We start from the raw sequence: 23,625 nt of genomic DNA, 5'->3' as shown, positions 1-23,625 counted from the left end.
AAAAAGAAAAGCCGGGCACAAGGCCCGGCAAAGTCCAACAGGGAGGTATAAAGCGAACGTGTCGCCTCATGACTGATGAAATAAGTGGCTGGCGTGAGTCGATCAAGCTTTATACACCAGATGTAGTGCAATGCCGCTATGCATGTGGCACATGGGTCACGACGGCGGGTTGATAATATACGGGCGAGATCGCCCTTAGCGTGCAAATCCGGCGCTTGCCGGGTGCGGGTTTCGCGGCTAGTCTTTGCAAAACAGATAACGGCTGGCAAGGCCGATCACGGGCAAAAGGCGTATCATGACAAAACTGGATTTGAAGGACGGGTCCATCCTGTCCAACTTGGACCAAGAGGCGGGGTTGCTGGACACATCCACACCTAACCTGTTCTATTTCTGGGACAATCTGGATACGCTGTCGGACCGGTTTCACGATAATATCCGGTTTGCGATGGACGCATACCCTGACTGGACCTTTGCGCTGATGACGGATGAATTCGGGCGCGACCTGTTGGCGCGCGACTGGCCCGAGATCGCTGCGGCCTATGACGATATCTGGATTCCTGCCTGCCGGTCCGACATCGTGCGCATGGCCGCGCTTTATGCCTATGGCGGCTGGTACATTGATGCAGACACGCTGCCCGTGGGGGATTTGCGCCCCCTGACGGGCGACAAGCCGGTGATTGTGTTCCGCGACAACCGCCGCCGCCTGATCAAACGGGGCGATGTGATGAACGGGTTTTTGTACATGCCGCCCAAGTCGCCGCTGGCCCGTGCGATGATGGAAGGCACCGCGCGCAACCTGCGCGACAAGACGGATGTCTATCAGGTCATGGAGTTTGCCGGGCCCTATATGCTGGCCCGACTGATCAAGGAGATGGGCGAGGACAGCGTCGTGAAGCTGTGGCAAAGCCGCGTCTACAAACGCTACAACACCGAACTGGTGGGGGATGAGCCGCTGTTTGAACACACCGTGGACGACAGCGCGTCATCGTGGCGCATTATCCAGAATTTCGGGGTCATGCGCGGGCTTGAGCCCAACTGGGATGGATTTCCGCCCGAGTTGCGGCCCCGTTTTGTCCACGTGCTGCGGCGGTTTGTGAATGCCCATGGCATGCATGCCCAACTGGTCGAATTGGGCAAACGTAAGCCGCTTTATATGGACCGTCCCGGTTTTGTGAAACTTTACGAGGACTGTCAGGCCAAAGTCGCCTAGCCGGAGGCTGCGTCGCGGATGCGTTTGCGGTGGGCGATGATTTCGTCCTGCACAAAATCGCGGAAGGCCATGATGCGTTTGGATTGACGCAATTCTTCCGGATAGGCGAGGAACACCGGAACTTCGCCGCTTTCCAGATCGGGCAGCACGCGCACGAGGGCAGGGAAGTCTTCGGTCACGTAATCGGGCAATACACCGATGCCGAGGTTGCTGAGCACACCCTGCAACACCCCGAAGTAGTTGTTCATATGCAAAAGGCGCGGTTTGTCATAGCTGAGCAGATGTTGCGTCAACGTGGCCCCGGCAGAGACCTGAAACGCGCTGGGGGCCTGACAGATCAGGCGGTGCTGGCCGATGTCCTCGATCTGATCAAGGGTCCCTGAGGCGTCCAGATACTCTTGCGACGCATAAAGGCGCATGCGCACGGACATCAGTTTCTTGCGGATAAGATCTGCCTGTGAGGGTTCTTTCATGCGGATGGCGACGTCTGCTTCGCGCATGGGCAGGTCCAGTACGCGTTCCTCCAACATCAGGTCGATGTTGAGATCGGGGTATTTTTCATAAAGCGCAGGCAGGCGCGGGGCCAGCCAGAGGGTGCCGAAGCCGGTGGTTGTGGTGACTTTGAGTTCGCCAAAAACCTCCTCCGCACTGTCCTTGATCCGCGCAGAGGCGGCATCCAGACGGCGGGACATGGATTTGGTGGCGTCGAACAGCAGTTCCCCCTGTTCAGTGAGGATCAGCCCACGGGCGTGACGATGAAACAGCACGGTGGACAGTGATTCCTCCAGCGCGCGGATCTGGCGGGAGACGGCGGATTGCGACAGATGCAGGATATCGCCCGCATGTGTCAGCGAACCGGCGGCGGCCACAGCGTGAAAGATTCGTAACTTGTCCCAGTCCATCGGATAGCCTTGTTGCATCTGGTACCGCTCACATTTTTACATCTCTTGCGCGCCCCTTATGTCTGTTTCAGTTCGTGATGTCAGGCCAAAATTCGCTTTGTAGGTCAGAATTGTTGACCTAAGGTGAGGGGAGGCGGCGGGACCCGCGCCGCGACATCAGGCATTGGGAGGTGCTGTATGACCCGACAGGATATTACGTTGAATGATCGGTTCGATCTGGAGAAGGATCAGGTGCTGCTGAACGGCACACAGGCCCTTGTCCGGTTGATGTTGATGCAAAAAGCGCGGGACGACGCGGCGGGTCTGAACACGGCGGGTTATGTCACGGGCTATCGCGGTTCGCCCTTGGGGGCCGTGGACATGCAGATGGAGAGGGCGGCCAAACAGCTGGCGGAGGCGGATGTAAAATTTCAGCCTGGATTGAACGAGGATCTGGCGGCCACAGCCCTGTGGGGCACGCAACAGGCGCAGATGCGCGGGGAAGGCACCCATGATGGTGTCTTTGGTCTGTGGTACGGCAAGGGGCCAGGTGTGGACCGGTCCGGCGATGTGATGCGGCATGCCAATATGGCGGGCACATCGCCCCATGGGGGCGTGGTTATGGCCATGGGCGATGATCACACGGGCGAAAGTTCCACCACCCTGCACCAGTCCGATTGGGCCATGGTCGATGCCTATATGCCGATCGTGTCGCCCGCTGGCGTGCAGGAGGTGTTGGACATGGGCCTTTACGCCTACGCGCTGTCGCGGTTTGCCGGTGTCTGGGTGGGGCTGAAGACCATGAAAGACACCATCGAGGTCACATCGGTGGTGAATGGCGACCCGCACCGTTTGTCTTTTGAAGACCCTGAGTTTGAGATGCCCGAGGACGGGTTGCACATCCGTGTCGTGGACACCCCCGTCGCACAAGAGGCGCGGATGATTGACCACAAACGCTTTGCCGCTGAGGCCTTTGCCCGCGCCAACGGGATCGACAAGGTGGTCTGGCCCAAACAGGGCGCGAAGATCGGGTTTGTGGCGGCGGGCAAGAACTGGCTGGACCTTAACCATGCGCTGTCCCTGTTGGGCGTGGATGAGGCCGAGGCCGCGCGGCTGGGCATCACCACCTACAAGGTGGGGCAGGTCTGGCCGTTGGATGCTGAGAGTTTTCACGACTGGGCGGCCGATCTGGATTTAATCGTCGTGGTCGAAGAAAAGCGCAAGCTGATCGAAGTGCAGATTAAGGAAGCCATTTTTGACGACCGAGGCGGCCGGCGGGTCTATGGCTGGCACAAGGGCGACAGTTGGGAAAATGGCCGACAGGTTGAATTGTTCCCCACGCGCTATGCCCTTGATCCCGTGTGGATCGCCGAAAAGCTGGGCGCGATTCTGATCGAAGAGGGCTGCGGCACCGACGCGATTGAGGGCGGGCTGGCCAAGCTGGCAGAGGCCAAACGCGCCGACAACGCCGAGGAAATCGCGGCACGGCTGCCCTATTTCTGTTCGGGCTGTCCGCACAATTCCTCAACCCGCGTGCCCGAGGGCGACCGCGCTTATGCGGGCATCGGCTGTCACTACATGGTGCAATGGATGGACCGCGACACGATCGGGTCCACACAGATGGGTGGCGAGGGGGCCAATTGGGTGGGCGAGGCGCCGTTTTCCACCCGCGACCATGTGTTCCAGAATTTGGGCGACGGGACGTACAACCACTCCGGCGTGCAGGCCATCCGCTTTGCGCTGATGGCGGGCACGAACATCACCTATAAAGTGCTGTACAACGACGCGGTGGCCATGACCGGCGGGCAGGGCAATGACGGCGGGCTGACCGCCGACCAGATTTGCCGTGAGGTGTTGGCTATGGGGGTGCAAAACGTCCATCTGGTGCATGATCCCAAAGAGGGTTTGGACCTTTCGAAAATTCCCGCCGCCGTGTCGATTGCCACCCGTGACCGGCTGGATGACGTTCAAAAGAAGATGAGCAAGATCAAGGGCGTATCGGTCCTTGTTTATGTGCAAACCTGTGCCGCCGAAAAGCGCCGCCGCCGCAAGCGCGGCCAGTTTCCCGACCCTGACAAACGGGTGTTTATCAACACCGACGTCTGTGAAGGCTGCGGCGATTGCGGGGTGCAATCCAATTGCGTGTCCATCGTGCCCGTTGAAACGGAACTGGGCCGCAAACGGGCGATTGACCAGTCGTCGTGCAACAAGGACTTTTCCTGCGTCAACGGGTTTTGCCCGTCCTTTGTGACCGTCGAAGGGGCGGTGATGAAAAAGGCAGCCACCACCGCAGTGGAGGTGCCGGAGCTGCCGGACCCCGTATTGCCGACCATTCAAGGCACCCATAACGTCGTGATCACCGGGGTGGGCGGCACGGGTGTTGTGACCATCGGCGCAGTGCTGGCCATGGCCGCGCACGTGGACGGCAAGGCCGCCGGTATGATGGAAATGGCAGGGCTGGCGCAAAAGGGCGGCGCGGTGCACATCCATTGCCGCTTGGCTGAGAACGCAAGCGATATCAATGCGATCCGTGTATCTACGGGGGAATGTGACACGTTGATTGGTGGCGATTTGGTCGTCTCTGCCGGGGCCAAAACGCTGGGTCTGATGACCACGGGCCGCACCAAAGGTGTGGTCAACGCCCATGAGATCATCACCGGCGATTTCACGCGGGACACGGAATTCAAACTCCCCGCAGACCGGCTGGCATTGACGTTGCAGGCACGCCTGAAGGATGGGTTGGTGATGTTTGACGCGTCGGATCTTGCGCGCGCGCTGATGGGGGATGCGATCTATTCCAACATGATGATCTTTGGCGCCGCATGGCAGCAAGGTGCTGTCCCTGTGTCGTTTGACGCGATCTTGCGCGCGATTGAATTGAACGGCACAGCAGTTGAGCGCAACAAACAGGCGTTTGAATATGGCCGCTGGGCGGTGGCGTTTCCTGATCAGGCAGCCTCGGTCCTGAACCCGGTGGTGGTTGAAAAGCCCAAAACTCTGGACGAAAAAATCGCCTTCCGGGTCGACCATCTGACCCAATATCAAGATGCGGATTACGCCAAACGGTACAGCGATTTTGTGGCGCAGTTTGACGATGACCTGCGGGAAGCAGTGGCCCTGGGATACCATAAGCTGTTGTCCTACAAAGACGAATATGAGGTTGCGCGGCTGTTGGTGGACACCCGCGCCAAGGCGGCGGCCGAATTTGACGGTGATCTGAAACTGACCCACCATCTGGCCCCGCCGATGATGTCACCCATGGGGTCAAACGGGCGGCCGCGCAAATTTGCCATGCCCAAACTGACCGCGCGGCTGTTCCCGCTGCTCGCACGGCTGAAACGTCTGCGCGGCACGCGGTGGGATGTCTTCGGGCGCACGGATGAACGCCGGATGGAACGGGCGCTGATCGCGGAGTATGAGGCCGACATGGCCGAGGTGCTGCGCATTATGCGCCCAGATACCGCCGAGGCCGCGATTGCTCTGGCGCGCTTGCCGCTGGATATCCGTGGCTTTGGTCCGGTGAAGCTGGCCAACGCAGCCAAGGCGGCCAAACGGCGGGAGGAGTTGTTGGCGGTACTGCGGGCGCCCGAAACCCGTGCGGCAGCGGAGTAATCTGACTGTTACATCCGCTGGATATTCATCAATGGACCGCCTAAATGACGCGCAGCCCGAGGAACACCATGACGACACGCCACATCGCCCGCGATATTTCCTACGCCCATTCTGGGGCAAGCCGCCGCGCGCGGGCGGTTATTCGGGTGATGGAGAATTCCACCGGCCGCTTGCGTTTGATCCGCAAAGCCAAAGGCTATGACGCCGAAGTCGCGGAGGGTGCGGATTTCTGGGCCGTCATGTGCGACCGGTTCAAGCTGCGGCTGAATGTGGTTGGCGGATCGCTGGATCATATTCCCACTGAGGGGCCTTTGATTTTGGTGGCGAACCATCCCTACGGCATTCTGGACGGGCTGATGCTGGGGCGCATTTTGTCTGAACGTCGGGGCGGGGATTTCAGGATTCTCGCCAATTCGGTGTTTCGCAAATCCGCCGATCTGGACCGCGTGATCCTGCCCATTTCGTTCGATGACACCAAAGAAGCCGCAAAACTCAACCTTGAGACGCGGCGCGATGCGTTGCGGTATCTGGCCGAAGGCGGCGCTATGGGGGTGTTTCCGGGCGGCACGGTCAGCACCTCGGCCCGCGCGTTTTCAACGCCGCTGGACCCGCAGTGGCGTAATTTCACCGCCAAAATGGTGTCCAAAAGTGGTGCTACGGTTGTGCCTGTCTTCTTTGACGGGTCCAACAGCCGTCTGTTCCAGCTGGCCAGCCAAGTGTCGCAGACCCTGCGCATGGGGTTGCTGATCCGCGAATTTCGCGCGCGCGTCGGGTCTGATGTGAACATCGTCATCGGTAAGCCCATTCCGAAGGCGGATTTGGACGCCCACAAGTCCGACCCCAAAAGCTGCATGGATTTCCTGCGCAAAGCCACTTATGACTTGTCGCCAAAGCCGATAAAAACGACCGGGTTGGGCCGGGAGTTTGAGGCGCGGTACAAAAAGACAGGTTAGATCGACATGGCAGTGGGTATTTTCGACAGCGGCTTGGGCGGACTGACTGTGCTGGATGCCGTGCAAAAGCGCCTGCCGGATGTGCCGTTTGTTTACTACGCGGACAGCGCCCATGCGCCCTACGGCGTGCGCACGGCAGACGACATTTATGACCTGACGACCAAGGCCACGCAGGCATTGTTTGATGCGGGCTGTGATCTGGTCATTTTGGCCTGCAACACGGCCTCTGCCGCAGCCCTGCGTCGCATGCAAGAGGGCTGGGTGCCCGAGGGCAAGCGCGTCTTGGGCGTCTTCGTACCCCTGATCGAGGCGCTGACCGAACGGTCGTGGGGCGACAATTCCCCCCCGCGAGAGGTCGGTGTGAAACATGTGGCGCTGTTTGCCACGCCTGCAACGGTGTCATCGCGGGCCTTCCAGCGGGAACTGGCGTTCCGTGCGGTGGGCGTGGACGTCGAGGCGCAGGCCTGCGGCGGTGTTGTCGATGCCATCGAAGACGGAGATATGATTCTGGCCGATGCGCTGGTGCGGTCCCATGTGGACGCATTGAAACGCAAGATGCCGAACCCCGATGCGGCGATCTTGGGCTGCACGCATTATCCGCTGATGCAGTCGCAGTTTCAGGATGCCTTGGGCGCGGACGTAAAAGTGTTTTCGCAGGCCGATCTGGTGGCGGAAAGCCTCGCGGATTATTTGGACCGGCGGCCCGAGATGGCGGGGGCGGGAACGTCCAAGTTCCTGACGTCCGGCGACCCTCGGCAGGTCAGCCAGCGTGCTGTGCAATTCTTGCGACGAGAAATCACATTTGAAGCGGCTTAATTTCGTGTGATTTGGACAAGCCCCTAAAATGTCGGAATTTTAGGGCAAGGAGATTGAAATGACTTACAAAATCGCCATTCTGGGCGCCTCTGGCTATACCGGCGCGGAACTTGTGCGGCTGATCGCAGGTCACCCGTCGATGGAGGTGGCAGCCCTGTCGGGCAATTCCAAAGCGGGCATGGCTATGGCCCAGGTGTTCCCGCATTTGCGCCATCTGGACCTGCCCGTGTTGACCACCATCGAGGATATGGATTTCACCGGTATTGATCTGGCGTTCTGCGCTTTGCCGCACAAAACCAGCCAGGAGGTGATCGCCAAACTGCCGCGTGATTTGAAAATCGTTGACCTCAGCGCGGATTTCCGGCTGCGCGATGTGGCAGCCTACGAAAAGTGGTACGGCAATCCCCACGCAGCGCCCGAGTTGCAAAAGGAGGCCGTCTACGGCCTGACCGAGTTCTACCGCGAGGACATCGCGGCGGCACGGCTGGTGGCCGGTACGGGCTGCAATGCCGCAACGGGGCAATTTGCGCTACGTCCGCTGATCGCGGCGGGGGTTATTGATCTCGATGAGATTATTCTCGATCTGGCCTGTGCGGTGTCCGGCGCGGGGCGGTCTTTGAAGGAAAACCTGCTGCATGCGGAATTGTCAGAAGGGGCCCATGCCTACGCTGTGGGCGGCACGCACCGGCATTTGGGTGAATTCGATCAGGAATTTTCAGCGCTCGCCGGGCGGCCCGTGGAGGTGCAGTTTACGCCCCATCTGATCCCCGCCAACCGCGGCATTTTGGCGACGGTCTACGTGAAGGGTGACGCGCAAGCCCTTCATAAGACGTTGGAAACCGCCTATGAGGGCGAGCCGTTCTTGGAGGTTCTGCCCTTCGGTGAACATCCCAGTATCCGCCACATTCGCGGGTCGAATTTCTGTCACGTTGGCGTTGTGGCCGACCGGCGGAAGGGACGCGCGATTGTGGTCGCGGCCCTCGATAACCTGACGAAAGGTTCATCGGGACAAGCCTTGCAGAACGCCAATCTGATGTTAGGTGAGCAGGAGACGGCGGGGCTGATGTTGGCGCCGCTTTTCCCGTGAGGCGCTTATGAAATCGCTCAAGAAACAACGTCGTATCCAGATTATCATTGTGGCCTTTGTGGCCCTCGCGCTGTCCACAGGCATCATCGGCTATGCGTTGCGTGACGGGATCAACTATTTCCGGTCGCCGTCCGAGATTGTCGAGACGCCCCCGTCCGAGACGGAGTTGTTCCGCATCGGCGGGATGGTCGCCGAGGATTCGATCCGCCGGGGGGAAGGCACGCAGGTCAGCTTTGTTGTGACAGATTGCTTTCACGCGGTGCCCGTAACCTACGAGGGCATTTTGCCGGACCTGTTTGAGGAAGGCCAAGGCATGGTCGGGCAGGGGCGTTACGTGAACGGCACCTTTGAAGCTGTTGAAATTCTTGCCAAACACGATGAGACCTACATGCCCGCCGAGGTCGAGAACATGCACGAGGCCCAGAATTTCTGTGAGCCAGAGGTTAACACAGCGGACGGTGCCACCACCACCGGTTAACCAATTCCCAGCACCCTTTGTGTCCACACACATGGGGGTGCCGGAATGTACGATGTTGAGGAAATTGCCGAAGGTATAGTGGCCCGCGAGGGCGGCTACGTGAATGATCCCGATGATCCGGGCGGGGCCACGAACCACGGGGTGACCATTCACACCATGCGTCGTCTGGGTCTTGATCTGGATCGTGACGGGGATGTGGATGCGCAGGACGTGCGGGTGCTGAGCCGGACCCAGGCGGTGGCGATCTTTATGGATCATTATTTCGACCGGCCGCGCATCGCGGAGTTGCCTGCACCGCTTCATGCGACGGTGTTTGACATGTATGTAAACGCGGGCACCAATGCGGTGCGCATTTTGCAGCGTTTGCTGCGGGACATGCGCATCGAGGTCAGCGTGGACGGGCTGATCGGGCCACAAACGATTGCGGCGACCCGTCAGGGAATGGCTGCGGCCCCCGACCATTTTGTGGATGCCTACGGCATTGCACGGCGCAACTATTATTATTCGCTTGCTGACGGTCGTCCGGCCAGCCGCAAATATGCGCGCCGTCGTGACGGCGGCAAGGGCGGGTGGATCGTGCGCGCGGAGGAGTTCATCGCGCCGCGGTTTCACCTGACCGAGGCCGAGCATCGTGAAAGGACCGCAAAATGGGGCTGATCGACCGGATTTTCGGCGCTATTTTCGGCGGCGGGCGCAATGTGATTGTCGAGACGGCACAGGTCTTTCGCGAGAACGCCGAGAATGCCGGCGTGCGCGAGGCTGCGGTCAAACAGCAGGCAATGCAACAATATGCCGCCGAATTCATGGTTGAACGACGGGGCTGGTTTGACCGGCTGATGGATGGCCTGAACCGGCTGCCGCGCCCCTTTCTGGCTTTCGGCACCATCGGGTTGTTCATCGTCGCCATGGTTGATCCGGTCTGGTTTGCCAGCCGGATGCAGGGCATCGCACTGGTGCCGGACCCGCTGTGGTGGCTGATGGGGGCGATTGTGTCGTTCTATTTTGGTGCACGGCATCAGGCGCACAGTCAGGATTTTCAACGCTCCATCGCGCAAACCATGGCGCGGGTGCCGACGGTGGTGGAAAACACCAAAGCGCTCGAGGCATTGCAGGCCGATGCACCGGAGCCGGTCGAGGTCGCCGCGCCTCAAGCGCCGTCGAACAACCCCGCACTTGCCGAATGGGCGGCGACGAAACCCGCGACCTGACCGAGCCGTGACCATATGACCGCCCCTCCGACCCGTTCGGAGGGGCGGTTTCGCTGGCAGCCCATCCCAAGGGGTCTATACTTGGGGCATGATCACAGAGCTTGGACATTTTGCGTTGATTCTGGCGGCCCTCATTGGGGTTGCGCAGATGGTCGTGCCACTGGTTGGCGCCCATAAGGGCTGGCGCGGGTGGATGGCCACGGCCGACCCTGCGGCGACGGTTCAGTTTATCCTTGTCGGGGCCAGTTTCGCGGCGCTGACCTATGCCTTCGTCGTCTCCGATTTTTCACTGAAACTGGTGGTGGCCAACAGCCATTCGGACAAGCCGATGCTGTATAAAGTCACCGGCGTGTGGGGCAATCACGAAGGATCCATGCTGCTTTGGCTGCTGATTTTGGTGCTGTTCGGGGCCTGCGCCAGCTGGTTTGGCGGCAATTTGCCAGCGTCGCTGCGTGCACGGGTGCTGGGCGTGCAGGCGGCGGTCAGTGTGGCGTTCTATGCCTTTATCCTCTTTACCTCGAACCCGTTTGAACGGCTGGACTTTCCCCCCTTTGACGGGCGTGACCTGAACCCGCTGTTGCAGGACCCCGGTTTGGCATTTCATCCGCCGTTTTTGTATTTGGGCTATGTGGGCCTGTCGATGTCGTTCAGCTTTGCCATCGCCGCCTTGCTTGAGGGTCGCGTGGACGCCGCATGGGGCCGCTGGGTGCGGCCATGGACGCTGGCGGCGTGGCTGTTTCTGACGGTGGGCATCGCACTGGGGTCGTGGTGGGCCTATTACGAATTGGGCTGGGGCGGTTTCTGGTTCTGGGATCCTGTGGAAAATGCGTCTTTCATGCCATGGCTGTTGGCGGCGGCTTTGTTGCACAGCGCCATCGTGGTCGAAAAACGCGAAAGCTTGAAGGCCTGGACGATCCTGTTGGCGATCCTGGCTTTCGGGTTCTCTCTGCTGGGGACGTTTATCGTCCGGTCTGGTGTCCTGACATCGGTCCATGCCTTTGCGAATGATCCCGAACGGGGTGTGTTCATCCTGATGATTCTGCTGGTTTTCACCGGCGGTGGTCTGCTGCTGTTTGCGCTGCGTGCCTCTGCCATGGAAGCCAAAGGCGTCTTTGGCAGCGTCAGCCGTGAAACCGCGCTGGTGGCCAATAACGTACTGCTGGCGGTGTCGGCCTTTGTGGTGTTTGTGGGGACGATCTGGCCGTTGGTGATCGAACTGGCCTCAACCAATGCACGGTGGACTGTGGCCGGGTCCAGCATCGCCAACCCGTTCTACACCATCGGGCTGTTTGACCGGCCTGAACAGGTCTCCGTCGGGCCGCCGTTCTTTGACGCGGCCTTTACGCCGTTCTTTGTGGCGCTGTCGATCATCTTGCCCATCGGGTCGGTTCTGGCATGGAAACGCGGGTCACTGGCCAAGGCTGCAAAAGCCATGATGCCGGTTGCGATTTTGGCGATGGCCTTGGGCGCACTTGCGTTTGCGATGCAGACCGGGCGGTCCGCGCTGGGGCCGGTCGGTGTTGTCTTGGGCGCATGGGTCGTGGGCGGTGCTGCCGTTGATCTGGCACTGCGCACGGGGCGCGGGGGGCTGGCGGACCGGTTGGGCCGCCTGCGCCGCCTGCCACGTGCAGATTGGGGAAAGTTCACCGCACATGCGGGCATGGGGATCACCGTTTTTGCGGTGGCTGCATTGCTGGCATGGGAGGATGAAGACATCCGCGTGGCGCAGGTTGGTGACCGCTGGGCCATCGGCATACACGAGGTGGAACTGGCGGACGTCCGGCAGATCGAGGGCCCGAATTTCGTGGGCGAGGGCGCGGATATCATCGTCTACCGCAACGGGCGGCAGGTCGGGCAGGTCTTTCCCGAAAAACGGTTCTATCCTGTCGCACAAATGCCCACGACGGAGGCCGGAATTCGCAACGGGCTTCTGCGTGATGTCTATGTGACCTTGGGCGATGCGCAGGACGGCGGCGGATACGCCGTGCGGACCTACGTCAAACCTTTCGCGAACTGGATATGGGGCGGGTCGATCCTGATGGCGCTGGGGGGGCTGATTTCGTTAACCGACCGGCGGCTGCGCGTGGCAGCAGGGGCGGCTAAAACCGGCCGCGCAAAACCGGTGCCTGCGGAATGACGGGGATGATGCGCGCGTTGGCGACAGGTCTGGTGCTGCTGTGGGCGACCACTGTGGTGGCCGTGCAGCCGGATGAAATCCTTGACGATCCGGTGCTGGAACAACGGGCGCGGGCGCTGTCCGAGGGGCTGCGCTGTCCCGTGTGCCGCAACGAAAGCATTGACGAAAGCAACGCCGCCATCAGCCGCGATTTACGGCTGTTGTTGCGCGAACGGCTTGTGGCCGGTGACACCGACGCCGAAGCGCTGCAATTTCTGGTCGATCGCTACGGTGACTACATCTTGCTGAACCCCAAGGTCGAAGGGGCGAATATCCTGCTGTGGCTGGCCGCGCCATTCATGCTGGTGCTGGCAGGCGGCGTGGCCTTTGTCACCGTGCGGGGCCGCGCCGCAGCGCCTGTCCCCGATGCGCTGAGTGCAGACGAACAGGCGCGCCTTGATGACATCCTGAACTCCTGATGCCCCGTAAGTGACGGCACGTTTGGGCTTTTCTAAACCGTGCAGTTCACTAGGGTATCCCCGAAGCCACCCGGAAGGACGCCCCATGGAATATGCCGCCATCTCCCTTGAGATCAAAAACAACGTCGCCACCCTGACCCTGAACCGGCCCGAATTGAAAAACGCGCTGAATGTGCAGATGCGGGCCGAAATTGTGCACGCCGTCAAAGCGGCGGAAAAAGAGGCGCGGGTGTTGATACTGGGCGGGGCGGGCGATGCGTTTTGTTCGGGGCAGGATCTGGGCGACAGCGGCAATGCCACAAATCTTGATCTGGAACGGACGTTGCGTGATGAATATGTGCCCATGTTGCGCGCGATTGCGGAATGTAAAATTCCCACGATCAGCGCCGTGCACGGGGCCGCAGCAGGGGCCGGGGCCAATCTGGCGCTTTGCGCAGATGTGGTTATTGCGGCGGAGGAGGCTTACTTCATCCAGGCCTTCACCCGCATCGGCCTGATCCCCGATGCAGGTGGCACCTACTTTCTGCCCCGTCAGATGGGGGCGGCCAAGGCCATGGGGGCGGCCCTGTTCGGTGACAAGATCACAGGCCGTCAGGCCGCCGACTGGGGCATGATTTTCGAGGCCGTTCCGATGGCCGACTTTGACACACATGTCGCATCACGTGCGCTGCATTTGGCGCAAGGCCCGACCGCAGCCTACGTCCGGATCAAACAGGCGCTGCGCGGATCGTTCGAACACACCTTGGATGAACAACTGGCCATCGAGGCGCGCCTGCAAGGCGAATGCGGCAAGACCCGCGATTTTCAGGAAGGCGTCATGGCCTTTTTGCAAAAACGACCTGCGCGCTATCAGGGTCGTTGATCGCAGTTACGGGACAGGGGTGTAGGTGGTCGTGATCAGGCTGCCCCCCAGCCCGTCCACACTGTCAAAGGTGCCTTCGACGCGCACGATGGTACGTCCGTTGATCTGCACCTCCATCCCGTCGCCGTCGTCGATGATATCCACCGGTGCGTCGGCCGCGTTATCCGCCAGGGCGACCACCAGAACGTCTTCGGCGGTGTCGAAATCACGAATGACGGTGGCCGCGCGCGCGGGGTCGATCCAGTCTCCGACGATAAAGTCATCCTCCCCCGCGCCGCCGAACGCCTCATCGGCGGTGCCAAGGGCAAGCGTGTCATTACCATCCCCCCCATAAAGCGTGTCGGCGGCTGGTGTTTCAGGGGCCCCCGTGATGGCGAAAAAGTCGAAAACGATCTCGCCGTCCTCATCGCGGTTCAATTCACCCGCCCGCAGGTCGCGGTAGTCCTGTGCAGTCAGATCACGCGTAAACAGATCGGAGCCCGCAAGCGTATCGTCGCCTGCGCCCCCCGTGAGGGTATCCGACCCCGAACTGCCGAACAGATCGTCATTGCCTGTCCCCCCGTCCAGCACGTCATTACCGGTTCCGCCCACCAGCAGGTCGTTGCCAGACCCTCCGGAAAGGGTGTCATCGCCGGCACCACCGAACAGGCCATCGTTCCAGTCTTCGCCAAAAAGGGTGTCGTCGCCGCGTTCGCCCTGCAGCAAATCCTTGCCCAACCCGCCATAGACCGTGTCATCGCCGCCCGCCGCCGTTATGTCGTCAAATCCCGCAAAGCCGGTGATCAGATCGTCGCCTTCGGTTCCCGAAAGTGTGTCGTACCTGTCCGTGCCGTTCAGGGTTTCGCCGTCAGGGCCGTCATCGTCGCCTGAGGACCGGCCGCCGATGTCCAGCAAGGACAGCAGTCCGATGCTGGCCAGAAGAAACAGCAATTCCATAGACCTGTCCTCACGCTGTCAGGGTTCGGGGCGATATTAACCATGATTTCGGACAAACAATAAGACGTTTTGGAAACACTTCGTTTCGACGTCGCACGGTTAGCCTCAGGGATATTCAGCGAGAACCCTCATGCCGCGTCGGGGTCGGGGGGCGGTCGATCAAGCCGGAAATACACGCTGTGGACCCATACACCGTCGATGCAGAAGGTATTGCGTGCGCGGTGGGTTTCGCGAAATCCCAAGGCGCGCAGCAGCCCGCAAGACGCCGCATTGTCCGGGTCGGCGTCGGCGAACAGATGGTCATGATCGGTTACCGCCCAGATGTGGGGCAGAATGGCTGTCATCGCCTCTGACACAATTCCCTGACGCCAGAACGGTCGGCGCAGCATGAACCCCACCTCGTTACGGGCGTAATTTCCGGCGTTGCCGATGTAGTCGCCGCCCATCTCGATCTGGAAATTCACCGGCGCCTCGGCCCAGTGGGCGATGCGACCGTCCAGGATCTTTTGCGTCACATCCGCCGTCGCGTGGGGGGGCGTGGACCAGTACCGCATGGCTTCGGGATCGGAATAGGCGGCGAACATGGCGTCGATATCCGACGCGCGCGGTTCGCGCAGGATCAGGCGTTTGGTCTTGATCATGAAAAAGGCCCTCCAAGGGTGATCCTGAAGGGCCTTTGATCCGAAATCCAGCGTCGATTAGCGCTTTTCGATGTCCACGTAATCGCGCGCGGTCATGCCGCAATACAGCTGACGCGGGCGGCCGATTTTCAGTTGCGGATCGTCAAGCTGTTCTTTCCACTGGGAAATCCAGCCCACGGTGCGGGCCAGGGCAAAGATCGGTGTGAACATGGACGTGGGAAAGCCCATCGCCTCAAGAATGATGCCTGAATAGAAATCGACGTTCGGGAACAGCTTTTTCTCGGCGAAATAGGGGTCGGCCAAGGCCTGCTTTTCAAGCTCGATCGCGACTTGCAACAGTGGATTGTCCTCAACCCCGAGCAGTTCCAGAACCTCGTCGGCGGATTGTTTCATCACCGTCGCGCGCGGATCGTGGTTTTTGTAAACGCGGTGGCCGAAGCCCATCAGACGGTAGCTGTCGTTCTTGTCCTTGGCACGGGCGATAAATTCGGGGATCCGGTCTGGTGTGCCGATTTCCTTGAGCATCTCCAGACAGGCCTGGTTCGCGCCACCGTGGGCCGGACCCCACAGGCAGGCGATGCCAGCGGCGATACACGCAAAGGGGTTTGCACCCGAGGAGGACGCCAACCGCACGGTCGAAGTCGAGGCATTCTGTTCGTGATCGGCATGCAGCGTGAAAATCCGGTCCATGGCGCGGGCGAGGATCGGGTTCACTTCGTAATCTTCTGCAGGCACCGCAAAACACATCCGCAGGAAGTTGGACGCATAGTCCAGATCGTTGCGCGGATAGACGAACGGCTGGCCAATGGTGTATTTATAGGCCCACGCGGCGATCGTCGGCATCTTGGCGATCAGGCGGATCGTTGCGACCTCACGCTGGTGGGGGTCGTTGATGTCGGTGCTGTCGTGATAGAACGCGGACATGGCGCCCACGACGCCGACCATAATGGCCATCGGGTGCGCATCGCGGCGGAATCCACGGAAGAAATTGGCCATCTGTTCGTGCAACATCGTGTGATTGGTCACGAGGCTTTCGAACTTCTCCAACTCCTCAGCTGACGGCAGTTCGCCGTACAGCAGCGCATAGCACACCTCAAGGTAATGGCTGTCGGACGCCAGTTGGTCGATGGGATAGCCACGGTGCAGCAGTTCACCTTTGTCGCCATCAATAAAGGTGATGGTGCTGTCGCAGGCGGCAGTGGACGTAAAGCCCGGATCGTAGGTGAACACACCAGCCTGACCGTAGAGTTTGCGAATGTCGATCACGTCAGGCCCCGCAGTGGGGGAGTGGATCGGCAATTCGTAGGATTTACCATCAATGGTCAGCGTTGCTGTTTTCTGGTCAGCCATGTGTTTTTCCCTTTCTAGGCACGCAACAGGGCGCGAACCCCGCAACGTCGTCAAATCTGCGTCTGATCCGCGCTAACAGTCACGTGTTAGCATTTGGTTTCAGACGGTTGCGTCCTTGATCCGGGCGATGGTTTCGTCCCGCCCAAGGACCAGCATCATGTCAAAGACCGAAGGGGACACCGCGCGCCCTGCCAGCGCCGCGCGCAGCGGTCCGGCCAGTTTGCCAAGTTTGGTGTCATGGGCCTCTGCAAGGGCGCCCACGATCCCTTCGAGGTCGTCTCGCGTCCAGCTACCAGTTTGCAACTGCGGCGTCAATTCCGCCAGTATACCTTTGTGTACATCATCCAGCGCCTTGGCTGCTTTTTCATCTGGCACAATAGGGCGGGATGTGAGAACAAAGTGAGCCTTATCAAGAAGTTCCGGGAAGGTCTTCGACCGTTCCTTCAGGCTCGGCATGGCTTTCAACATTCCGTCACGTTGTGGTGACGTAAGGGCAGGCTGGTCGGTGGCGGCCAGATAGCCCTCCACCTCATGCAGCAGTGCAGCATCCTCTGCGGCGGCAATATGCTGGCCGCACAGATTTTCCAGCTTTTTGGTGTCGAACCGCGCCGGGGACTTGCCGATCCCGTCCAGATCAAACCAGTCCCGCGCCTGTTCATCGGTGAAGAATTCGTCATCCCCGTGCGACCATCCCAACCGCGTGAGGTAATTGCGCATCCCCGCCGCAGGATAGCCCATGGCCTGATATTCAGCCGCCCCCGTGGCCCCGTGCCGCTTCGACAGTTTCTTGCCGTCGGGCCCGAAAATCAGCGGGATATGCGCCAGCACGGGTTTGTCCCAGCCCATGGCGTCGTAAATCAGGTTCTGGCGGAAGGCATTGGCCAGATGGTCGTCGCCGCGCACCACGTGGGTCACGCCCATATCATGGTCATCGACCACCACGGCCAGCATATACACAGGCGAGCCGTCCGAGCGCAGCAGCACCATGTCGTCCAACTGGTCGTTCTGGTAGGTCACGTCGCCCTGCACTTCGTCATGCAAGGTGACAGACCCCTCACGGGGGGCCTTGACGCGAATGACGTATGGCGCGTCGGGGTGGTCTGCATCAGGCACATCGCGCCACGGGGACCGGAACAGGGTGGAGGTTTTGTTGGCGCGCGCCTCTTCGCGAAAGGCCTCGATTTCGTCCTGGGTTGAGAAACATTTGTAGGCCGTGCCATCCGCCAGCATGTGCCGCGCGACCTCGGCATGGCGGTCGGCATTGGCGGCCTGCGATGTGGGCGCGCCGTCCCAGTCCAGACCCAGCCACGTCAGCCCGTCCAGAATAGCCTGACGGTTTTCATCAGTGGATCGGGCTTTGTCCGTGTCCTCGATCCGCAAAAGGAACTTGCCGCCCCGACCACGGGCATACAGCCAGTTGAACAGCGCCGTGCGGGCGCCGCCGATATGCAGGGCACCCGTAGGCGAGGGGGCGAAACGGGTGACGACGGGGCGATCGGACATGAAAATTAACCTTTTGCTAACTACAAAATGGTGAAGTTGGGGCCGCACGGGGCCGGACGTTGCGCCGCAGATACTAAGCCCGCCGTCGGAGGACAAGAGATGCAGGCCATGCTGGGACAGATTGCTGCCCAACGGGACCATCTGTTCCTGTGGACGCCCATCGGGCTGTCTGTCGGAATTGCTCTCTATTTCGGGCTTAAATTTGAGCCGCCCTTAGCCGCGTCCGCCACGCTGTTGGTCTGCGCTTTGGTCGTTTGGGTCGTGCAGCGCTGGCTGCCTGAGGGCCTGCGCATCACGGTGGTGGCGCTGGCGCTGATTGCGGGCGGGTTCGGTCTGGCTGGCGTGCGTGCGCATATGGTGGCCGAACCGGTGCTGGGCTTTCGGTACTACGGCGCCATCGAAGGCCGCATCGTGGCCATCGACCGCTCCCAATCCGAGGCCGTGCGCCTGACCCTTGACCGCGTGGTCCTCGAACGGATGGACCCGCGCCGCACACCCGCCAAGGTACGCGTGTCCTTGCATGGTGAACAGGGCTTTATCACCCCTGAGCCGGGCCAGACCGTCATCCTGACAGGGCACCTGTCGCCGCCCTCAGGCCCTGTGGAGCCGGGGGGCTTCGATTTTCAACGTATGGCATGGTTTCAGGGCTTGGGCGCTGTGGGCTACACGCGCACGCCGGTGTTGCTGGCGCGGCCCGCATCTGACGGGGCTGCGGGCCTGTGGGTCTACCGCCAAAGGGTGGCGATCAGCCAAGGCGTGCAGGCGCGCATGGAGGGGGAGGCCGGTGCCTTTGCCGCCGCCATCATGACCGGCGACCGAAGCGCCATGGGGCAGGCGTCGCTGGCGGCGCTCAGGGCGTCCAATCTTGCGCATTTGCTGGCGATTTCGGGGATGCACATGGGCATTCTGGCGGCCTTCATCTTTGGGCTGGTGCGCTACGGTCTGGCACTTTTCCCGCGCGTGGCGCTGCGGTTCCCGACCAAGAAAATCGCAGCCATCGCGGCCTTGATCGTCGCGGCCTGCTATCTGGCTTTGTCGGGAGGGAATATCGCCACGCAACGGGCGTTCATCATGGTGGCGGTGATGTTGGTGGCGGTGCTGTGCGACAGGCGCGCACTGACCCTGCGGGCGGTGGCCATCGCCGCCATTCTTGTGCTGATCCTGCGGCCAGAGGCGCTGTTCGGTCCCGGCTTCCAGATGTCCTTTGCCGCGACCACCGCCCTTGTGGCGGTGTTTTCAGGGATGCGCCATGTGCCCATGGACGCTGTGCCCCGCTGGCTGCGCCCTGTGGGGGCCGTGGTGGTGTCGTCGCTGGTGGCAGGGCTGGCCACAGCCCCCATCGCCGCGTTCCATTTCAACCAGATCGCCCAATACGGGCTGATTGCCAACCTGCTGAGCGTGCCGCTTATGGGCACGCTCGTGATGCCCTCGGCGGTGCTGGCCACGGTCCTGTGGCCCGTGGGTCTTGAGGGGATCGGCCTGTGGCTGATGGATTTTGGCCTCAGCTGGATTTTGGGCGTGGCGCATTTTGTAACCGGTTTGGGCGGCAGCCTGCGCCATGTGGTGACACCGGGGCCGGAGGTCTTGGTGCTGATCGCCGTGGGGGGATTGGCCGTAATCTTGTGGCGCGGGTCGGCCCGTTGGGCCGGTCTCGTGCCGCTGATGCTGGGGTTTGCGCTGTGGCAGGTGGCCGAACGGCCCGACCTGTTGATTGCGGACAGCGGATCGCTGATCGGGGTGATGACGCAAGAGGGCCGCGCGGTGTCCAAGGCGCGCGGGGAAAGTTTCGCGGCGGGCAGCTGGCTGGAAAACGACGGTGCGCCGGTGCCCCAAGAAGATGCCTATGCGCGGGCAGGGCTGGACGAAGACGGCCGCATCATCCGTGCCACCCTTGGCCGGACCGAGGTCATCAACATCAGGGGTAAAACGGCGCTGGCCGAGGTGTCAGGCTGTGGCGGCGCGGATATCCTCATCACCAACCAAGACCACAGCGCCCCCGCAGGCTGCACCCTGTTTGACATCCGCCGTTTGCGCCAGACCGGCGCTGTTGCAGGGTGGGTGGAGGACGGGCGCCTGCGCCTCGAAACAGTGCGCGACCGCACGGGCGACAGGCTGTGGAACGCGCGCGAGGTGCGTCAGCGGGACAGCCCGCTGACCCGCGCGCTGGCTCGGCTTCAGTAGGACCGGATCAGCCCGACCAAGCGGCCCTGAACCTTCACCTGATCATCCCGGAACAGCCGGGTTTCATAGGCCGGGTTCGCCGCCTCAAGTGCTATGGCATTGCCGTTGCGGCGATACCGTTTCAACGTGGCTTCTGCGTCTTCGACCAGCGCCACGACGATGTCGCCGTTGTCGGCTGTTTGCGTCTCACGAATGATGACCACGTCACCGTCGTTGATGCCCGCGTCGATCATGGAGTCGCCTTTGACTTCAAGCGCGTAGTGATCGCCTTTGCCGACCATGGCGGCAGGCACGGCCACGTTGCGGCTGACCTCTGAGATGGCGGCGATGGGCACACCGGCAGCGATCCGGCCCATGACGGGCAGTTCAATTGCGCCACCGTTTTCCAGCGGTTGTGCCGCCGCGGGACGGCTGTCGGGCCGGTCGCCGTCAATCACCTTGGGCGTGAACCCCGATGGGGCAGGCGCGCCGCCCAGCTTCGCCTCAAGCGCGTCGGGCAGTTTTACAATCTCCAGCGCCCGCGCACGGTGCGCCAGACGGCGGATAAACCCGCGTTCCTCCAAGGCTGTGATCAGCCGGTGGATGCCGGATTTGGACCGCAGATCAAGGGCTTCCTTCATCTCATCAAAGCTGGGCGGCACCCCGTCACGCTGCACGCGCTTATGGATGAATTCCAGTAGATCAAGTTGCTTCTTGGTGAGCATGCGCCCTCTCCCTCAACAGCTGTGGTTCGGGATGTTCTACTGGTGTTCTTGTTTTGTGTCAATATGTTCTGTTTCAGATCGGATAGATCGTCACAGCATCGCCGGCCGCCTTGGGCGCGTCATCAATGGGGCGCAGCAGCAGGCAATTCGCCTCGGCCAGCACCGTCAACATGGAACTGTCCTGACGATCAAAGGCGGTGACCTGCCGCGCGGCATCCCCCTCGTCAAAGCGCGCGCGCATGTAGTGGGCGCGGGGCCCACCAGCCGGAAGCGGAGCGGTCAGGCGGGCGGTCAGCGCAGGGGGCAGCACATCATCCAGCCCCAGCGCGCGCCGCACCATCGGCAGCAAAAACAAATGGCCACAGACCACCGCCGACACGGGATTTCCCGGCAGGCCAAGAAAGGCGACGCGGCCCTTGGCACCCGCCATCAGCGGCTTGCCCGGCCGCATGGCGATTTTGTGAAAACTGCGGGTGACGCCAAAGCGGTCGAGGGCAGGGGCCACAAGGTCATGATCGCCCACCGACGCGCCGCCGATGGTGACGATGATATCCGCCCCCCAATCTGCGGCCTGCGCCAAGGTCGTGTCCAGCGCCTCAGGCGTGTCGGGCGCGATGGGCAGGACATGCGCCTCGGCCCCGGTTTGGGCCAGCATAGCCTGCAGCGCGAAGACGTTCGAGGCGATGATCTGATCCGGCCCCGGATCCCCCCCCGGCATCAAAAGTTCATCGCCGGTTGAGATCAGCGCGACCTTGGGGCGGCGGATGACCGCGACACGCGCATGGTTCATCGCAGCTATCAGCGCAAGATCGGCAGAGGTCAGCGCGCGGGGGGCGTCGAGGGTGAAGTCACGTGTAAAATCAGCGCCTTGCGGGCGGATATTGATGTTGTCTTTCAGGGGTTCCGTGAGGGTAATCTGATCGCCGTTGCGGGTCACGTTTTCCTGAATAATCACACGGGTTGCCCCGTCAGGCACCGGCGCGCCGGTGAAAATTCGCACGGCCTGTCCGGGGCCTACATGCCCGTCCCATCCATGCCCGGCGGCGGCTTCCCCGATGACATCAAAGGTGCTGCCTGTCGTCGCTTGGCCGCTTTGAACCGCATAGCCATCCATGGCCGAGGCTGAAAACGGCGGCTGGTCCCGTTTGGCTCTCAGGGGGGCGGCCAAAACGCGGCCCAGGGCATCGGCAAGGTCAACAACCTCTGCCTCGCCCGCGCGCACCAACCCCAAACACAGCGCCTGTGCGGCGTCGACGGAGATCATCCCTCAAACCGGCCAGATTTGCCGCCGTCTTTGAGGGTGACGCGCAGGCCGCCGATGTCCATGTCTTTTTGCACGGCCTTGAGCATGTCGTAGATCGTCAGCGCGGCAGTGGAGGCAGCGGTGAGGGCTTCCATTTCCACGCCGGTCTGGCCCGTTGTCTTGACTGTAGCCGAGATACGCACGCCGGGGAGGGTGTCGTCTGGCACAAGGTCGAGGGCGACTTTGGTGATTGGCAGCGGGTGGCAGAGCGGGATCAGGTCTGAGGTTTTCTTGGCCCCCTGAATGCCCGCGATCCGCGCGATGCCCAAGACGTCGCCCTTTTTGGCGGTCCCGGCGGTCACATGCGCGAGGGTCTGTGGGGTCATCCTGACCCAGGCCTCGGCCACGGCAATGCGGTCCGTGACCGCTTTGTCCGACACATCGACCATATGCGCCTGTCCGGCCCCGTCAAAATGGCTCAGCCGGTCTGCCATCACATGCCGCCCATGGTCACCGGATTGGCCAGCAGGTTGCGGGTGGCTGCGGCCACATCATCCTGCCGCATCAGGCTTTCGCCAATAAGGAAGGTGCGCGCGCCGTAGCGGGCCATATCGGCCAGATCATCGGGGGTGTTCAGACCGCTTTCGCAGACAATCAGCCGATCCGCAGGCACCTGTTTGGACAGGGTGCGGGTCGTGTCCAATGTCGTCTCGAATGTCTTGAGGTTGCGGTTGTTGATCCCCATGAGCGGCGATTTGAGATGGCAGGCGCGTTCAAGTTCTTCTTCGTTGTGAACCTCAAGCAGGACATCCATGCCCCAGTCGAACGCCGCGGCCTCAAGCTCTGCGGCTTGGGTGTCCTCGACGGAGGCGAGGATGATCAGGATGGCGTCGGCGCCCAAGGCGCGGGCTTCGGCCACCTGATAGGTGTCATACATGAAATCCTTGCGCAGGGCGGGCAGGTCACAGGCGTCGCGCGCTTGGGTCAGGTACTCATCGGCACCCTGAAAACTGGGCCCGTCGGTCAACACACTCAGGCAGGTGGCCCCGCCGCTGGCATAGGCCTCGGCCAGTTTGGCCGGTTCAAAATCTTCGCGGATCAGCCCCTTCGAGGGGCTGGCTTTTTTGATTTCCGCGATCAGGCCGTAGCCTTCACGGCTGGCCTCGCTGAGGCGATCGGCAAAGCTGCGCGGGGCGGTAGCGGACCGCGCGGCGGCCTCGACATCGGCCAAGGGGCGGTCGGCTTTGCACGCCGCGATATGGTCGAGTTTGTAGGCTTTGATTTTGTCAAGAATATCCATGCAGGGATAGGTAGCGGTGCGGATGGCCAAAGGCAATCGCGCCTGCGGCGGGCGGGGTGCAAATT

Annotated in this window: 21 protein-coding genes; 12 read left to right on the top strand and 9 right to left on the bottom strand. The window is 61.4% G+C overall.

Translation table 11 applies throughout. From position 1 onward, the window contains the following. The first annotated feature begins 295 nt into the window (after positions 1-295). Positions 296-1,210: a glycosyltransferase family 32 protein gene (locus QZ653_RS03140; protein ID WP_296417528.1), complete on the top strand. Its 915-nt coding sequence runs from the start codon at positions 296-298 to the stop codon at positions 1,208-1,210. Here QZ653_RS03140 and QZ653_RS03135 read toward each other — a convergent pair. Continuing rightward, complete coding sequence (locus tag QZ653_RS03135; protein ID WP_296417527.1) at positions 1,207-2,112, bottom strand: LysR family transcriptional regulator; 906 nt, start codon at positions 2,110-2,112, stop codon at positions 1,207-1,209. The genes QZ653_RS03140 and QZ653_RS03135 overlap by 4 nt on opposite strands. Positions 2,113-2,289: 177 nt before the next feature. On the opposite strand from QZ653_RS03135, the gene QZ653_RS03130 reads away from it, so the two are divergent. The 10 genes from QZ653_RS03130 (at position 2,290) to QZ653_RS03085 (ending at position 13,702) form a co-directional block, all read left to right on the top strand. After that, positions 2,290-5,703 (top strand): indolepyruvate ferredoxin oxidoreductase family protein, encoded by a 3,414-nt coding sequence (locus tag QZ653_RS03130; RefSeq protein ID WP_296417526.1) that lies wholly within the window; start codon positions 2,290-2,292, stop codon positions 5,701-5,703. Between the two features lie 68 nt (positions 5,704-5,771). After that, a complete protein-coding gene (locus QZ653_RS03125; RefSeq protein WP_296417524.1) occupies positions 5,772-6,656 on the top strand; it encodes a lysophospholipid acyltransferase family protein in 885 nt (294 codons plus the stop codon). Between the two features lie 6 nt (positions 6,657-6,662). Further along, positions 6,663-7,472 carry a glutamate racemase gene (gene murI, locus QZ653_RS03120; protein ID WP_296417523.1) on the top strand — a complete coding sequence of 270 codons (810 nt, stop codon included), beginning with the start codon at positions 6,663-6,665 and terminating at the stop codon, positions 7,470-7,472. A 58-nt stretch (positions 7,473-7,530) separates the two neighbouring features. Next, entirely contained in the window at positions 7,531-8,559 is a 1,029-nt protein-coding gene (argC, locus tag QZ653_RS03115) for an N-acetyl-gamma-glutamyl-phosphate reductase (protein WP_296417522.1), read from the top strand. A gap of 7 nt (positions 8,560-8,566) precedes the next feature. Further along, positions 8,567-9,037 (top strand): cytochrome c maturation protein CcmE, encoded by a 471-nt coding sequence (gene ccmE, locus QZ653_RS03110; RefSeq protein WP_296417520.1) that lies wholly within the window; start codon positions 8,567-8,569, stop codon positions 9,035-9,037. Between the two features lie 45 nt (positions 9,038-9,082). After that, positions 9,083-9,694, top strand: a complete 612-nt coding sequence (locus QZ653_RS03105; RefSeq protein WP_296417519.1) for a holin-associated N-acetylmuramidase — start codon at positions 9,083-9,085, stop codon at positions 9,692-9,694. Further along, positions 9,685-10,245 carry a holin family protein gene (locus tag QZ653_RS03100; protein ID WP_296417518.1) on the top strand — a complete coding sequence of 187 codons (561 nt, stop codon included), beginning with the start codon at positions 9,685-9,687 and terminating at the stop codon, positions 10,243-10,245. Before QZ653_RS03105 ends, QZ653_RS03100 begins: the two co-directional genes overlap by 10 nt. Before the next feature lie 88 nt (positions 10,246-10,333). After that, entirely contained in the window at positions 10,334-12,382 is a 2,049-nt protein-coding gene (locus QZ653_RS03095) for a heme lyase CcmF/NrfE family subunit (protein ID WP_296417517.1), read from the top strand. Positions 12,383-12,390: 8 nt separating this feature from the next. Further along, positions 12,391-12,840: a cytochrome c-type biogenesis protein CcmH gene (locus tag QZ653_RS03090; RefSeq protein WP_296417604.1), complete on the top strand. Its 450-nt coding sequence runs from the start codon at positions 12,391-12,393 to the stop codon at positions 12,838-12,840. Between the two features lie 85 nt (positions 12,841-12,925). Then, positions 12,926-13,702 carry an enoyl-CoA hydratase-related protein gene (locus QZ653_RS03085; RefSeq protein ID WP_296417516.1) on the top strand — a complete coding sequence of 259 codons (777 nt, stop codon included), beginning with the start codon at positions 12,926-12,928 and terminating at the stop codon, positions 13,700-13,702. A gap of 6 nt (positions 13,703-13,708) precedes the next feature. On the opposite strand, the gene QZ653_RS03080 is transcribed toward QZ653_RS03085, so the two are convergent. The 4 genes from QZ653_RS03080 to gltX form a co-directional block, all read right to left on the bottom strand. After that, a complete protein-coding gene (locus QZ653_RS03080; RefSeq protein WP_296417515.1) occupies positions 13,709-14,638 on the bottom strand; it encodes a calcium-binding protein in 930 nt (309 codons plus the stop codon). A 128-nt stretch (positions 14,639-14,766) separates the two neighbouring features. Further along, a complete protein-coding gene (locus tag QZ653_RS03075; RefSeq protein WP_296417514.1) occupies positions 14,767-15,279 on the bottom strand; it encodes a GNAT family N-acetyltransferase in 513 nt (170 codons plus the stop codon). Between the two features lie 57 nt (positions 15,280-15,336). Then, positions 15,337-16,629 carry a citrate synthase gene (gene gltA, locus QZ653_RS03070; protein WP_296417513.1) on the bottom strand — a complete coding sequence of 431 codons (1,293 nt, stop codon included), beginning with the start codon at positions 16,627-16,629 and terminating at the stop codon, positions 15,337-15,339. A 99-nt stretch (positions 16,630-16,728) separates the two neighbouring features. Next, positions 16,729-18,132: a glutamate--tRNA ligase gene (gltX, locus tag QZ653_RS03065; RefSeq protein ID WP_296417512.1), complete on the bottom strand. Its 1,404-nt coding sequence runs from the start codon at positions 18,130-18,132 to the stop codon at positions 16,729-16,731. A gap of 99 nt (positions 18,133-18,231) precedes the next feature. Between gltX and QZ653_RS03060 the strand changes: the two genes are divergently transcribed. Further along, a complete protein-coding gene (locus QZ653_RS03060) occupies positions 18,232-20,313 on the top strand; it encodes a ComEC/Rec2 family competence protein (protein WP_296417511.1) in 2,082 nt (693 codons plus the stop codon). Here the strand turns inward: QZ653_RS03060 and lexA are convergent. The 4 genes from lexA to trpC all read right to left on the bottom strand — a co-directional run bounded on the left by lexA (position 20,307) and on the right by trpC (position 23,560). Continuing rightward, entirely contained in the window at positions 20,307-21,017 is a 711-nt protein-coding gene (lexA, locus tag QZ653_RS03055) for a transcriptional repressor LexA (protein WP_296417509.1), read from the bottom strand. The genes QZ653_RS03060 and lexA overlap by 7 nt on opposite strands. Before the next feature lie 73 nt (positions 21,018-21,090). Continuing rightward, positions 21,091-22,281: a gephyrin-like molybdotransferase Glp gene (glp, locus tag QZ653_RS03050; protein ID WP_296417508.1), complete on the bottom strand. Its 1,191-nt coding sequence runs from the start codon at positions 22,279-22,281 to the stop codon at positions 21,091-21,093. Next, positions 22,278-22,754 carry a cyclic pyranopterin monophosphate synthase MoaC gene (gene moaC / locus QZ653_RS03045; RefSeq protein ID WP_296417507.1) on the bottom strand — a complete coding sequence of 159 codons (477 nt, stop codon included), beginning with the start codon at positions 22,752-22,754 and terminating at the stop codon, positions 22,278-22,280. Before moaC ends, glp begins: the two co-directional genes overlap by 4 nt. After that, positions 22,754-23,560: an indole-3-glycerol phosphate synthase TrpC gene (trpC, locus tag QZ653_RS03040; RefSeq protein WP_296417506.1), complete on the bottom strand. Its 807-nt coding sequence runs from the start codon at positions 23,558-23,560 to the stop codon at positions 22,754-22,756. The genes moaC and trpC overlap by 1 nt, the downstream gene beginning before the upstream one ends. Between the last annotated feature and the right edge of the window lie 65 nt (positions 23,561-23,625).

This window comes from Pseudooctadecabacter sp., assembly GCF_020627745.1.
GTDB lineage: Bacteria > Pseudomonadota > Alphaproteobacteria > Rhodobacterales > Rhodobacteraceae > Octadecabacter.
This window is presented reverse-complemented; position numbering and strand designations above follow the sequence as displayed.

Coding starts and splice junctions, on each gene's coding strand:
- QZ653_RS03140 (WP_296417528.1), top strand. CDS start 296: ATGACAAAACTGGATTTGAAGGACGGGTCCATCCTGTCCAACTTGGAC.
- QZ653_RS03135 (WP_296417527.1), bottom strand. CDS start 2,112: ATGGACTGGGACAAGTTACGAATCTTTCACGCTGTGGCCGCCGCCGGT.
- QZ653_RS03130 (WP_296417526.1), top strand. CDS start 2,290: ATGACCCGACAGGATATTACGTTGAATGATCGGTTCGATCTGGAGAAG.
- QZ653_RS03125 (WP_296417524.1), top strand. CDS start 5,772: ATGACGACACGCCACATCGCCCGCGATATTTCCTACGCCCATTCTGGG.
- murI (WP_296417523.1), top strand. CDS start 6,663: ATGGCAGTGGGTATTTTCGACAGCGGCTTGGGCGGACTGACTGTGCTG.
- argC (WP_296417522.1), top strand. CDS start 7,531: ATGACTTACAAAATCGCCATTCTGGGCGCCTCTGGCTATACCGGCGCG.
- ccmE (WP_296417520.1), top strand. CDS start 8,567: ATGAAATCGCTCAAGAAACAACGTCGTATCCAGATTATCATTGTGGCC.
- QZ653_RS03105 (WP_296417519.1), top strand. CDS start 9,083: ATGTACGATGTTGAGGAAATTGCCGAAGGTATAGTGGCCCGCGAGGGC.
- QZ653_RS03100 (WP_296417518.1), top strand. CDS start 9,685: ATGGGGCTGATCGACCGGATTTTCGGCGCTATTTTCGGCGGCGGGCGC.
- QZ653_RS03095 (WP_296417517.1), top strand. CDS start 10,334: ATGATCACAGAGCTTGGACATTTTGCGTTGATTCTGGCGGCCCTCATT.
- QZ653_RS03090 (WP_296417604.1), top strand. CDS start 12,391: ATGCGCGCGTTGGCGACAGGTCTGGTGCTGCTGTGGGCGACCACTGTG.
- QZ653_RS03085 (WP_296417516.1), top strand. CDS start 12,926: ATGGAATATGCCGCCATCTCCCTTGAGATCAAAAACAACGTCGCCACC.
- QZ653_RS03080 (WP_296417515.1), bottom strand. CDS start 14,638: ATGGAATTGCTGTTTCTTCTGGCCAGCATCGGACTGCTGTCCTTGCTG.
- QZ653_RS03075 (WP_296417514.1), bottom strand. CDS start 15,279: ATGATCAAGACCAAACGCCTGATCCTGCGCGAACCGCGCGCGTCGGAT.
- gltA (WP_296417513.1), bottom strand. CDS start 16,629: ATGGCTGACCAGAAAACAGCAACGCTGACCATTGATGGTAAATCCTAC.
- gltX (WP_296417512.1), bottom strand. CDS start 18,132: ATGTCCGATCGCCCCGTCGTCACCCGTTTCGCCCCCTCGCCTACGGGT.
- QZ653_RS03060 (WP_296417511.1), top strand. CDS start 18,232: ATGCAGGCCATGCTGGGACAGATTGCTGCCCAACGGGACCATCTGTTC.
- lexA (WP_296417509.1), bottom strand. CDS start 21,017: ATGCTCACCAAGAAGCAACTTGATCTACTGGAATTCATCCATAAGCGC.
- glp (WP_296417508.1), bottom strand. CDS start 22,281: ATGATCTCCGTCGACGCCGCACAGGCGCTGTGTTTGGGGTTGGTGCGC.
- moaC (WP_296417507.1), bottom strand. CDS start 22,754: ATGGCAGACCGGCTGAGCCATTTTGACGGGGCCGGACAGGCGCATATG.
- trpC (WP_296417506.1), bottom strand. CDS start 23,560: ATGGATATTCTTGACAAAATCAAAGCCTACAAACTCGACCATATCGCG.